The following is a 13150-nucleotide window of genomic DNA, read 5'->3' on the forward strand; positions in this document are numbered from 1 at the left end:
GTACACCGGCCGGATTACCCAAAGTATCTTACAGATCATAAAAAAATCCCGACGCCAATGGCAGTCGGGATTTTTTTTATGCCTGATAATTCTCAGCAACAAAAATGGCTATCCGGTTTGGATAGCCATTCAACTATGAAATATGCCGGTCTGATCAAATTGAGATTGCCTACTTCTTAATAAGCTTCTTTGTTTCGCGGTATCCGGTTCCCACTCTGATATCTAGCAGGTATTGCCCGGGCAGCAAACCGGCTGCCTTTATTTTTTTACGCAGTATGTCATTTTCTTTCCGGAATGCATCCTTAAATATAAGCCTTCCCAAAAGATCATATACCATGACTTCCCCCTTACCCATAACCTTGTTATTGAGGATAATATCAAACTCCTCTGCTACTGGATTAGGATAAACAACAAGCCCTTTCTTTGCCAGAATCAAATTGCCGGAAACATCCATATTTCCACTTTCAACCGCCGTTTCATGATTGGCCATTCCGGTGGCAGGGGAAACAACATTCACCTTGATCAGCGGAGAAATAACCGTTGCGGTACTATCATCGGTTATGTATAACCGGTAGGTAAAAGTTCCCTCAACCAACCAGTTAATAGTATTCAGCGGAGCCGAAGGAGCTGTCATCGGGGATGCTTTCGGGCCACTAAGCTGCACCCAGGAATAACGGACGATCCTGCCATCAGGGTCATAGGATTTCGTTGCATCCAATGTTACAGAATTGGTCGGCAAGGTTACGGTCAGTGATGAATCTGCCAGCAATAATACCGGGGCAAAATTTGGCAATTTCTCTTTGATTGGTGGACCAACCTGAATGGTTATTAAAGGTGAGATTCCGGCCAGTCCCTTATCATCAGTGATGTAAAGACGGTAAGTATAGGTGCCTTCCACCAGTCCCGTGACCTGGGTTTTGCTGCCCGATGGGGTTGTCATCGGCGATGACCTGGGACCTGACAATTGAACCCAGGTGTATTTCGATATGGTACCATCCAGATCATAGGAGCCTGATCCATCCAGATCAGCTGTTGACTGTGGAGACACAATATATTGATCCGCTCCGACTACGGCGATCGGTGGCAGGTTCACCCCTGTACCTGAGGAAACTGTTCCGTCCACATAAACCTGAACATACCCGGTACCGATTCCTCCTTTGTCATCTGTAACGGTAAGCTTGAAATAATAGTTTCCTTTGGAAAGGTTGGAAACCATCGTATTCTGACTATCGGGATTACTGATTGAAGCCTGGGTCGGTCCTGATTCCTGGCTCCATTTGTAGGCATTAACAACACCGTCAGGATCATAGGAACCGGCACCACTCAAAGTTGTCGCATTGGTGGGCAGGATTACTTGTTTGGTGGATCCGGCATTGACATTGGGACTCAGGTTGACCGGGGTGCTAGCCCTTGCCTCCACCTCAACCGTGGAAAAGGCTGTTGCACCAAGGCTATCCTTTACAGTAAGCCTGAAAATATATTTCCCTGGCAACAGATTCGTCACTCTGGTAATCGCTGAGCCAGGAGTCCACATAATAGGGGTATTGGGGCCGGACTCCTGTGTCCATTTATATTCAACAATCTTTCCGTCCGGGTCGTAAGAGTTGCTTCCATTTACAGTTGCATAGGTAACAGGGAAGCTGGCGAGCTGCTTGGTCCCTGCATTTGCGATAGGCTGCAGATTTCCGGTTTCATTCGCTGGAATGATGAAATCATTCAGGATAGCCTCCTTGTTGCCGATTTTTACATTATCAATATAGTAAACCCGGGTATTCAACACTGAAACTTCGGCAGGTACATTCCAGCCAGTATTCCAGGCCCATTTATATAATCCCAATTTGAAGTAGGGAGGATGCGATCCCCGGTAAAAATTGCTTCCGTTATACTCCAAAATAAGTTTCCCGTTTTTCCAGATCTTGAGGTATCCATCGTTGTCAGGCGAAAAATGATACTGGAAAATCCAATCATTCCAAACGCCCTTTTCCCAGGGACCAAGATTAAAAACCTTTCTTTTTACATTGGCGCCTTTATCAATATTAATATCAACGGAGTCATATTTAAGGTCGATGATAAAATCACCTTTGAATATCTGAAAGGATAAGGGCGGAGAACCAGCCACCGCCGTTGACCCGGTTGCAGAAAAATGCCATTGGGCCAGGGCCTCGTAAACAGAATCACGCTTGAAATCTTCCGGAAAAAACGTACTGAATGCCCACCATTCGCGATTGGAATCCGGCGGAAACGGATACGTATTTTCAATTAGTTCGGCTCTTTTCCCTGAGGCAATTGTACTGTCGGTTTTCCTAAGTTCCACCCGTAATGCCTTTTTACCGGTTCTTTTTAAAGCTTCCGTTGTGGTAAGGGAATAGGAACAGCATGACTGGGCAAAATCCCATCCATACCGAAGGTCCTGCCCTTCAAAATCTGCCTGAAGAACAAGGTTACTCTGTGCGCTTGTTTTAAGGATGCCGCCAATTACCAAAAGGATAAGCACCCCTCCCCGTAACAGGGTAGTAAAATTCTTCTTTTTCATCACTTTAAAGTTCAAATATGGGGGGTACGCAACTATTGCCTGTCAGTTAAACAGTAGCAATCATAATAAATTGGAAAGGAAGAGGATTTTGGACCGATTATTCCGAGCCAGATCTTTGGTAAAGTCTTGAATAATGGGGCCTAAGGAAGTGCAAAATATATTAATAAGTGGAAAAATCCTAGCGTATTTTTACGGAAACCCAGTCCAGCGCTTTATTTAGCTGTTCCTCCATGGTTAAATTACTGTTATCCAGTACCAGGGCATCCGCAGCCTGGCGCAAGGGACTCACTTCCCGGTTGCTGTCAATATAATCCCGCATTTCAAGGTTATTCTTCACCTCTTCAATGGTAATATTGGGGTTTTTCGCATATAGTTCCTTAAACCTGCGTTCAACCCTAACGGCATTGTCTGCAGTCATGAAAATTTTCAATTCCGCATCCGGAAATACCACGGTTCCGATATCCCGGCCATCCATTACAATTCCCTTTTTCTTTCCCATAGCCTGCTGCTGTTTTACGGCATACTCCCGTACTTCCCTGATAGCAGCGATCTCACTTACCTTTTCGGCAATCACCAGATCACGGATCACATACTCCACATTCTCATCATTCAAAAAGATTTCGCTTTGCTGGCTCTGCTCATTGAAACGAAAATCGAGCTGGATATTGGAAAGGGCCTCCCGGACTTCCCGGATATCGGTCCAGTCAATATGATTCCTCAAAAAATAAAGGGTAATGGCACGGTACATTGCACCGCTGTCAATGTAAACATAGTTCAACTCTTTTGCCAGTTGACGGGCAACGGTACTCTTACCGCAACTACTCCAACCATCGATGGTAATGATAATTTTCTTTCGGGCTGCCATGGTGCAAATATCTTTCAAATATGGCGGCAAAACAAGATCTGCCTCTATTCTTCAATCAGTTACAGATGAATATCATGAAATGATTAAGAAGGGCAACCATAAGAAAAGCCGCCTGAAATCGAGGCGGCTTTTCCTTTACGCGTCTGACATACGTCAGACGCACGTCAGACGCATATTAAGCTTCAGATTTTTCCTTTTTCGGTGGAGAGGATTCTTTCAGGGTGAAAGTAATCTTATTCTGCTCTTTGTCGAGGTTGGCAATCAGGACATCTCCTTCCTTGATGGTCATATTCAGGATCTCTTCTGCCAGGGGATCTTCCAGGTATTTCTGCAATGCCCTGTGGAGCGGCCTTGCGCCGAATTGCTGGTCATATCCCTTTTCTGCAATAAAGTTCTTTGCTTCCTCTGTCAACTCCAGGGAGAAGCCCAGGTTCTTCAGTCGCTTCATCACACCTGCCAGCAGGATATCAATGATTAAGAATATATGTTCTTTTGTCAGGCTGTTAAAGATAATCACATCGTCAATCCTGTTCAGAAACTCAGGCGAGAAGGTACGCTTCAGTGCCTTTTCGATCACGGCCTTATTGTTCTCATCCGAACTGGCAGTCCTGGCTGATGTGGCAAATCCGACGCCTTCGCCGAAATCTTTCAACTGGCGAACGCCGATATTGGAAGTCATGATGATCATGCTGTTCTTAAAATCCACCTTTCTGCCCAGCCCGTCGGTCAGTTGTCCGTCATCAAGCACCTGGAGCAGGATATTATAAATATCGGGGTGGGCTTTTTCAATTTCGTCCAGCAGGATTACTGAATAGGGCTTACGGCGTACTTTTTCAGTGAGTTGTCCGCCTTCTTCATATCCTACATAACCGGGAGGTGCACCAATCAGTCGGCTGATGGTAAATTTCTCCATGTATTCGCTCATATCAATCCGGATCAGGGCATCTTCGCTGTCGAACATATACCGTGCAAGGGAACGTGCCAGCTCAGTTTTACCCACACCTGTTGGTCCCAGGAATATAAAGGTACCAACGGGCTTTTTAGGATCTTTCAGGCCTACTCTGTTACGCTGGATGGCTTTCACCACTTTCTGGATCGCTTCATCCTGGCCAATGACCATGCCGCGCATATCCTCTGCCATCTTCTTCAGTTTCTCGCTCTCGGCCTGCACCATCCGTTTAACCGGGATGCCTGTCATCATGCTCACTACTTCTGCAATATCTTCTTCAGAAATGGGATAGCGCTTATGCTTACTCTCTTCTTCCCATTGTGCTTTCGCCTTCTCGAGTTCTTCCTGCAACCTCTTTTCCGTGTCACGGAGAGAAGCTGCCTCTTCAAACTTCTGGCTTTTCACCACACGGTTCTTTTCATTCTTCACATCTTCGATCTTCTTTTCCAGATCAAGAATCTCTTCCGGGACATTGATATTCTTCAGGTGAACCCTGGCGCCAACTTCATCCAGTACGTCGATGGCCTTATCGGGAAGCAGGCGGTCTGTCATATACCGGTCACTCAGCTTTACGCAGGCATCGATGGCATCATCCGCGTAAGAAACATTATGGTAGTCTTCGTATTTCGATTTGATGTTGTTCAGGATAAGAATCGTTTCTTCTACACTTGGCGGATCTACCATCACTTTCTGGAAACGACGATCGAGGGCGCCGTCCTTCTCAATATACATACGGTATTCATCCAGTGTGGAAGCACCGATACATTGCAATTCTCCCCTTGCCAATGCAGGCTTGAAGATATTGGAAGCATCCAGTGAACCACTGGCGCCACCGGCCCCAACAATGGTATGGATCTCATCGATGAAGAGGATGACATCCCGATTCTTCTCGAGTTCATTCATGATGGCTTTCATGCGCTCTTCGAACTGGCCACGGTATTTGGTACCGGCCACCAGGGCCGCCAGGTCAAGAGAGATCACCCGCTTATCAAACAACACCCTTGAAACCTTACGCTGCACAATACGGAGGGCCAGGCCTTCCACGATTGCAGTCTTACCAACCCCCGGCTCACCGATAAGGATCGGGTTATTCTTTTTACGGCGGCTGAGGATCTGGGACACACGCTCTATCTCTTCTTCACGTCCTACGATCGGATCAAGAGCTCCGGTTTCAGCCATGCGGGTAATGTCGCGGCCAAAATTATCCAGTACCGGTGTCTTGCTTTTGGTAGCACCGGTCTGCTTGGCTTTTTGCTGGCTGTATTTTTTCTCCTCATCAAAATCATCATCATTCTCTTCAGGGTATTCGCTGCGCACATCATTGCTCTTCACTACCCCCAGTTCGTTCCTGAAAAGATCATAATCAACATCGAACTGGTTCAGAATCTGGGTAGCAATGTTTTCCTTGTTCTTGAGGATGGAAAGCATCAGGTGTTCTGTTTCAACAGTGGGACTCTTCAACGCTTTTGCTTCCAGCACCGTAACCCGGATCACCTTTTCGGCCTGCTTGGTAAGCGGCAGGCTATTGATATTGGCAATATTTTTTCCGGTTTTATCCTTCACGGCCAACTCAACCTCCTTTCTTAGCTCATATAAGTCAACATTAAAACTTTTCAATATACGGACTGCAGTATTGTCGCCCTCTCTTATCAGCCCCAGCAGCAAATGCTCGGTACCAATAAAATCATTCCCCAGACGCAATGCTTCCTCCCTACTGAACGAGATAATCTCCTTTACCTGGGCTGAAAAATTGTTGTCCATTTTATAAGTTGTTGTGTTATACAATAATAACGAATATTTTTGAGTTTAGGTTTGCCCCACCCGTACCGAAATAACGTTAAATTCCATACATAATTATCAACAATATGCAGGTCAAAATTGATACCAAGGAGAAATTCCATGCCATAACCATACTTGACCCCACAATTACTGCTAATATGACAGCAGATTTGCAAAACAGTTTAGGTCCCTACCTGCAAAATGACGTTAAAAACCTGGTGTTAAACCTGAAGTCTGTGGAAAAGATGGACCTTGAAGCTGCTGAGACCCTGGTTAAAATTCAGCAAAGCTTTTATGAAAACAATGCTTCCTTTGTGATATGTGAGATCCAGCCCACCCTTGAATCCTTCCTCGATGATCAACAACTGCTCGAGATCATGAGTGCCACCCCTACTGAAAGTGAGGCCTGGGATATCGTCCAGATGGAAGAGATCGAGCGTGAATTACTTGATGATGAAGAACCTATTTTTTAACTGCTTACTATGCTGGCTGTTACCATACTTGGAAATAATTCCGCCTTACCTGCTTTTGACCGGCATCCGACGGCACAGATCGTGACCCTCGATGAATTCCTGTTCCTGGTAGATTGTGGTGAAGGCACCCAGATGCAGATGGCCAAATACAAGATCAGGCGCAGCCGCATACAACATATTTTCATCTCGCACCTTCATGGCGATCATTATTTCGGGCTGATCGGATTAATTACCAGTATGGGTTTACTGGGCCGGGAGCTTGACCTTCATCTTTTCGCACCGGAACCACTGAAAGAGATGATCGAGATGCAACTGAAAGTGGCAGATACAGCCCTGCCTTACCAACTGCATTTCCATCCGCTGGGGGATGATGGGATCATCATTGAGAATGAAAAATTCAGGGTCAGCAGTTTCAAGGTCAGCCATAGGATTCCCTGCTGGGGGTTCCGATTTGAGCAGGTGAAAGCACCCCGGAAGATAAATCCTGAAAAAGCCATTGAGCATGGTGTTCCGGCCGTTTTTTTCGACAGGTTGAAATGGGGCGAGGACTACACCACCAAAACCGGCAAACGTATCCTGAATGAATGGGTAACGGATGAGGCGCCCAGGCCTAAGTCCTATGCTTATTCCGCTGACACCTGTTACGATGAAAGCATCATTGAACATGTACGGGGAGCAAACCTGCTCTACCACGAAACGACCTACCTGAAAGACCTGGAAGACCGCGCTGCCAAGCGCTTTCACTGCACCACCCACCAGGCTGCCACGATTGCGAAGAAGGCCGGTGTAGGCAGATTACTGATCGGCCATTTCAGTTCCAAATACGAAAAACTCAACCAGTTCGAAGAAGAAGCGAAGGAAGTGTTCCCCGATTCCTTCCTGGCACTGGAGGGAGTGAGTTATCGGGTGTGAATGGGGATTTTTTTTTAGCTGACTGATCCGCTCTATTTTTTAGTGTTGAGCCAGCTAAGGAAATCATCAAAAACAGATCTCCATGCTTTTTCGTTGTGCTGGCCTTCTGCATTGATATTTACAGGATATGTGTTCCCGGATTGGGCGGATAATTGGCCGGCAACTTTTTGTAAATCCTCCACCATGGGGCCGCCTTCATTTTGTCCACCATAAAAATAAAACCGGGGCAAATGTCTGACTGCACGGGGGAGGGTGGCCCTGATCGTACTATCCAAATTGGGGGCGATCCAGAATGAAGGTGAAAAAACACCAATATGTCCGAAAACAGTTGGATGTAATAAGCCTGCATAAAATGAAATTAATCCACCCATGGAACTCCCGGCCATGGCCGTGTACCGGGCTGCTGATTTGGTACGGTAATTCCTGTCGATAAAAGGTTTCAGGTCATTGACGATAAAATCGAGGTAGGCCCTACCCTCTCCTTTTCCGAACCTTTGTTCATCAAAAAGATTGAATTCATTCATTCTTTTTTGCTGACCATTATCTATTCCAACAATTATCCATTGCCGGGAGATACTGTCCATCGCTTCATCGGCGCCCCATTCCCCTGCAAAAGAAGTCGCTGCGTCAAAGATGTTCTGCCCGTCATGCATGTATAAGACCGGGAAACTTTTTCCAGATTTATCGTAAGATTCGGGCAGGTATATCCAGACTCGCCGGGTCCTGTTAAGCTGGGGTATTCTAAAAGCCGTATCGATAATGCTGACGCGGGGGCTTGCAGTGGATACATGGCCATTTGACTGTGCATTCAGTAATTCGGCAACCAGCGAAAGAAACATCAGCGTTAAAGGAATCCTTTTCATGGCAGGTGTAATTGACTCCAAATGCAGGAAGGTCAGCAAACGGACGGATTACCTCTCAACAAAGAAATACTCCGCCATCTTTCGATTGTCAGTACAGCTAAAATCACAGCATCAGGAAGCGACAGACTTCAGATATATTTTAACCTTTTTTGCGAGTCCCTCGCTCAGCGGCACCATTGGCAACCTAAGATGATTTTGGATCAAGCCCAGTTCTGCCAGAAATGCCTTTACTCCAGCGGGGTTGTTTTCCGCAAACAACAGGTGGTAGGCTTCGAGCATGGAATCGTTCAATTCCTTTGCTTTTTTGAAATCAAATGCGAGACCGGCCCTGACCATATTGGAGAACCTTTCAGGAAGGCAGTTAGCTGCCACGCTGATCACACCATCCATACCACAAGCGAGTTGCGGCATTACCAGGTCATCATCCCCACTGACCACCAGGAAATGATCCGGCCTGTCTTTCAGGAGATGCATACATTGAACCATATTATTGGCGGCTTCTTTGATGCCACCAATATTCGGAATCTCATGCGCCAGTTTCAGGGCGGTGGCGGCATCGAGATTACGGCCTGTGCGACCTGGCACATTGTAAAGGATAACCGGCTTTGGTGAAGCTGCAGCCACCACTTCATAGTGTTTGTAAATACCCTCCTGTGAAGGCTTGTTATAATAGGGGCTAACGCTCAGGATTGCTGCTGCTTTTTCGAGTGGCATTTTCTCGAGGTCACGGGCCACTTCATGTGTGCTGTTACCGCCCATACCCACTACAATGGGTACCCGACCATTGACCTTTTCAAATACGAAGGTGACAATATCCGTCTTTTCCTCTTTGGAGAGTGTAGGCGTTTCACCGGTAGTGCCCAGGGCAACCAGGTATTCCACTCCATTGCTGATGATGAAATTGATCAGGTTTTCCAGCGCATTAAAATCAATATCACCTGAATGGGTAAAAGGTGTAACGATGGCTACACCGGTACCGCGTAAAGTTTGTCTGAGAGACATGGAAACAATGAATATTTAGTGTTGAAAAATTAAATAAAACCACAGGTGCCGGATCAAACCGGCAGTTCATCCCAAAAGCCCATTTTACTGAACTTTTCGATGCGTTGTTCCACCCGCTCTTCCGCGGGGACCTGTTTAATTTCCTTTAAAGTTTCAATCAGTGCCTGTTTGAGGTTGGCGGCGGCCTCATCATAATCCCAATGAGCACCACCGATAGGCTCGGGAATGATCCGGTCCACCAGGCCGAACTGGTACATATGATCGGGGGTCAATTTAAGTTCATCTGCAGCTTTTTCCTTTTGGGCCCAGCTTCTCCAGAGGATGGAGGAGCAGTTTTCAGGGGAGATTACCGTGTACCAGGAGTTCTGGAGCATAAAGACCCTGTCCCCCACCCCAATGCCAAGGGCACCGCCGGAAGCTCCTTCACCAATGATCACGCAGATCACCGGTACTTTGAGGCGCATCATTTCATAAATATTGCGGGCGATGGCTTCCCCCTGGCCGCGTTCTTCCGCTTCCAGTCCGGGGTAGGCACCGGGTGTATCAATCAGGGTTACGATGGGTTTGTTGAATTTTTCGGCCAGTTTCATGAGGCGGAGGGCCTTGCGGTAGCCCTCGGGGTTGGCCATGCCGAAATTGCGGAGCTGACGCATTTTGGTATTGATCCCCTTCTGCTGACCAATAAACATGACCGTTTCGCCGTCGAGCTGGGCAAATCCGCCGACCATGGCTTTATCGTCTTTCACATTGCGATCTCCATGCAGTTCCACGAAATTGGTGGTCATTTTGGAGATATATTTCAGGGTATAAGGGCGGTCGGGGTGGCGACTGAGCTGTACTTTCTGCCAGCTGCTGAGGTTTTCTGTGATCTCCTTTCTTTTGGCCAGCACCTGCTCTTCCAGTTTTGCCACGTAGTCAGCATTGTCAACCTTAGTCTTTTCTGCGGTGAGTTTCAGGCGTTCGATTTCATCAAACAGGTCTTTGATAGGTTTTTCAAAATCCAGGAATTGTCTGTTCTTGTTCTCCGGCATAAGTGATGGTTGAGCTGTAAAATTAAGGGTTGAATTTTTTTTCGGAAAAGTTTTGTTTGTAAGGAACAAATCCCATTATCTTTGCAATCCCAAAACACGGTATAAGCATCGTATGGCGGGAAACGGATCGGTAGTTCAGTTGGTTAGAATGCCGCCCTGTCACGGCGGAGGTCGCGGGTTCGAGTCCCGTCCGGTCCGCAAACTGAAATAAAAAGAGCCGCTTAGCATATACTAAGCGGCTCTTTTTATTTCACTGACATCCGGTGTCTGACGAATGATGTCAGACACCGGATGTCAGACACCTGAAAGATGAGACCATTATCGGGCTTTTTGAGCCTGTTAATAAGCCTCCCCAGCCTGAAATCCTCCGATACCTTACGGGTTCTTACGTCCCTCCCAACACCATCATGGCACCAACAAGGCACCATCAGCCTTGAGCGATAGAATATATTTCACCATCAGTTCAGCGTCTTCTCTGGATAGATTCGGATGGGGAGACATCACCGGCCTGCCCCAGGCACCATAACCGCCGTTGATGATCCTATGGGCCAGGTATTCAATATGGTTTCTGTTTACGGGATAACGTTCAGCAATATCCGTAAACGCCGGCCCCTTGGCTCTTTTATCTCTTGTGTGACAGGTATGACAATCTGAATAGGCGATCAACACTTCCCCACGCTGCGCCTCCTTGAATGGAATACTGTCATTACTGCCCGGAATTTGCCTGATATAATCTGCTCTCCGATTAGTTGTTGCTACAGTGCTTCGCTTTTCAGGTTCGGAACTGCATGACAGACAATACGATCCCAGGGCTACAACCAGCAGCAAATATTTTTGCAGGCGGATCAAGCCGGGTTATTTTTTGATCACCGGCAGTCTGATCACCGATGGATATTTGGCCGAATGATGGATCCTGTTTTCCACGGTTAAACCGGTGGATTCATCATAGTTATTGCCACCCGTATTCAGGTTGCGCTCGAAGCGGGGGAAATTACTGCTGCTCACTTCTATTCGGATGCGGTGACCCGGCGCAAAATAATTACTGGTAACCATGGGCGTTAGATCCACCTTGTACACTTTGTCTTTTTCCATCATCACTTCCTTGTCATATCCTTCCCGGTAGCGCAGCCGCTGGATGGTTTCATCGAGGTTGTAGGCCTTGCCGTCGGGATAAACATCAATCAGTTTGATGGTGATATCGGTATCGGGTCCGGTAGAGGAAACATAGAGCGTGGATTCAATGAAACCGGTGATCTCCACTCCCTCCTTTAATTCTTCGGAAGTGTAGACCAGGATATCGTTCCGCAGTTCCATTTCCGACTGGTCAAAGGAGCCGCCCTGGATGGCGGTACCCGTGCAGCAGACATTGCCGCCATAGGAAGGTACCGGGTTCATGGGATCATAGGTGAAAGCATCAGCCGGGCTCTTCGCCCCCGGCTTTTTCAGGCTCAGACTTCCATCGCCCAGGCGGCTGTTGGCCTTGCCACCGCTGTTCAGGTAAAAGGTTTTCACCTCTGTGTTCTGCAGTGGAAAACTTTCTGCCTGCTGCCACTGGTTGCTGCCCATGGTGAAATAGCGCACCCGCGGATTGGTTTCCTTAAATGAATTCTTCTCTCCTTTCAGCAGCATATCAAACCAGCCCCAGGTAAGTTCATCATAATTCAGGCGGGCATCACCCATACTGCGCTGGCCAACGATGGTATTCTCTGTGGCGCGCTTATAAGAGCAATGCAATACAGGAGCGATCACCAGGTACTGGTTGTCGGCCACCGCTGGATTTTTTGCGGAATTACGAACATGATTAAACAAGGCGATATTAGGCGCCGAGGAAACATCGTACCAGGATACAAACCAGTAAGCGGGCACTTCCAACGGCATATTATCGTGATATAAACCTCCCTGGAACCAGGCGGGGTCATTGGGTTTACGGGCAATCATTTTATCATAAATACCCACCTGGCCGTGTGCATTTTTAATGATATCCTTTACAGGCAGGTGCCGCAGTTTCACCGACCAGTCAACCCTGGGCATTTCAGTGCCCATATCGTAAAAACGCTGCAGTCGAAGCAGGTCTTCCTGTTTGATATCTTTGGGTAGGCTGGGTTTGTACAAATCGTTTTGTGTGCCGTACAACCAGGCGGTAAACAGCATCTGTTGCGCTCCTCCGCGGTACCAGTTGCCCTGCTCCATGAATTTGCCCACACGGCCCACGCCGGCGCCAAACCCCTGTGCCACCATAGCTGCCAGCGCAGGATGGTTTTGTGAGGCCACCGCCATTTGCCACTCTGCTGTAGAAGAACAACCGATCAGCCCGATCTTTCCATTGCTCCAGGGTTGTTTAGACATCCAGTCGAAGGCATCATAGCCATCGGTGATCGGCGTACCCAGGATATCCCATTCGCCTTCGGAAAAGAACCTTCCCCTTTCATTCTGCACCACATAAGCATATCCCCTGCTGACTGCATTATACGCTTCTTCCAGGGCGCGGGTGGTCATCTTGCCATCTACCCAGGTATTGAAGTTGTAAGGTGTGCGGGAAAAAACGATGGGTACTTTTTTATCACCTTTCGGGCGGTAAATATCCGTAGCAAGCCGGATACCATCGCGCATGGGCATCATTACCTTCTGGTCTATGATGGCAATGGAATCCAGTTTCCAATAAATGGCTGCCGTATCCTGGCCTGAAACCAGGAAGGCAGAAAAGAGAAGTCCAATGAATAACAATAATTTTCTCATGTGTAGT

10 protein-coding genes and 1 tRNA gene are annotated in these 13150 nt (G+C 47.4%); 3 read left to right on the forward strand and 8 right to left on the reverse strand.

The window, feature by feature from the left end:
- Positions 1-169: 169 nt before the first annotated feature.
- The 3 genes from BC349_RS03795 to BC349_RS03805 form a co-directional block, all read right to left on the reverse strand.
- Positions 170-2533 carry a PKD domain-containing protein gene (locus tag BC349_RS03795; protein ID WP_187255405.1) on the reverse strand — a complete coding sequence of 788 codons (2364 nt, stop codon included), beginning with the start codon at positions 2531-2533 and terminating at the stop codon, positions 170-172.
- A 178-nt stretch (positions 2534-2711) separates the two neighbouring features.
- Positions 2712-3398 carry a (d)CMP kinase gene (cmk, locus tag BC349_RS03800; RefSeq protein ID WP_187255406.1) on the reverse strand — a complete coding sequence of 229 codons (687 nt, stop codon included), beginning with the start codon at positions 3396-3398 and terminating at the stop codon, positions 2712-2714.
- 175 nt (positions 3399-3573) lie between these two features.
- Positions 3574-6108, reverse strand: coding sequence for an ATP-dependent Clp protease ATP-binding subunit (locus BC349_RS03805; protein ID WP_187255407.1), 2535 nt, complete (start codon positions 6106-6108; stop codon positions 3574-3576).
- A gap of 104 nt (positions 6109-6212) precedes the next feature.
- On the opposite strand from BC349_RS03805, the gene BC349_RS03810 reads away from it, so the two are divergent.
- Together BC349_RS03810 and BC349_RS03815 are read left to right on the forward strand one after the other, a co-directional pair.
- Positions 6213-6599, forward strand: a complete 387-nt coding sequence (locus BC349_RS03810; RefSeq protein ID WP_187255408.1) for an STAS domain-containing protein — start codon at positions 6213-6215, stop codon at positions 6597-6599.
- 9 nt (positions 6600-6608) lie between these two features.
- Positions 6609-7511: a ribonuclease Z gene (locus tag BC349_RS03815; protein WP_187255409.1), complete on the forward strand. Its 903-nt coding sequence runs from the start codon at positions 6609-6611 to the stop codon at positions 7509-7511.
- A 32-nt stretch (positions 7512-7543) separates the two neighbouring features.
- Here the strand turns inward: BC349_RS03815 and BC349_RS03820 are convergent, their stop codons facing one another.
- From BC349_RS03820 to BC349_RS03830, 3 genes are all read right to left on the reverse strand, one after another.
- Positions 7544-8374, reverse strand: coding sequence for an alpha/beta hydrolase (locus BC349_RS03820; RefSeq protein WP_222840061.1), 831 nt, complete (start codon positions 8372-8374; stop codon positions 7544-7546).
- A gap of 111 nt (positions 8375-8485) precedes the next feature.
- Positions 8486-9376, reverse strand: coding sequence for a 4-hydroxy-tetrahydrodipicolinate synthase (gene dapA / locus BC349_RS03825; RefSeq protein WP_187255410.1), 891 nt, complete (start codon positions 9374-9376; stop codon positions 8486-8488).
- A 53-nt stretch (positions 9377-9429) separates the two neighbouring features.
- Positions 9430-10407, reverse strand: a complete 978-nt coding sequence (locus tag BC349_RS03830; protein ID WP_187255411.1) for an acetyl-CoA carboxylase carboxyltransferase subunit alpha — start codon at positions 10405-10407, stop codon at positions 9430-9432.
- A gap of 124 nt (positions 10408-10531) precedes the next feature.
- Here BC349_RS03830 and BC349_RS03835 point away from each other — a divergent pair.
- A tRNA-Asp gene (locus BC349_RS03835) sits at positions 10532-10605 on the forward strand.
- Positions 10606-10812: 207 nt separating this feature from the next.
- On the opposite strand, the gene BC349_RS03840 is transcribed toward BC349_RS03835, so the two are convergent.
- On the reverse strand, positions 10813-11256 hold the full coding sequence (locus tag BC349_RS03840) for a c-type cytochrome (RefSeq protein ID WP_246456771.1): 444 nt from the start codon (positions 11254-11256) through the stop codon (positions 10813-10815).
- Positions 11257-11262: 6 nt separating this feature from the next.
- A complete protein-coding gene (locus BC349_RS03845) occupies positions 11263-13143 on the reverse strand; it encodes a CocE/NonD family hydrolase (RefSeq protein ID WP_187255412.1) in 1881 nt (626 codons plus the stop codon).
- Positions 13144-13150: the final 7 nt, after the last annotated feature.

Source organism: Flavihumibacter stibioxidans (assembly GCF_014332695.1).
Lineage (GTDB): Bacteria > Bacteroidota > Bacteroidia > Chitinophagales > Chitinophagaceae > Flavihumibacter > Flavihumibacter stibioxidans.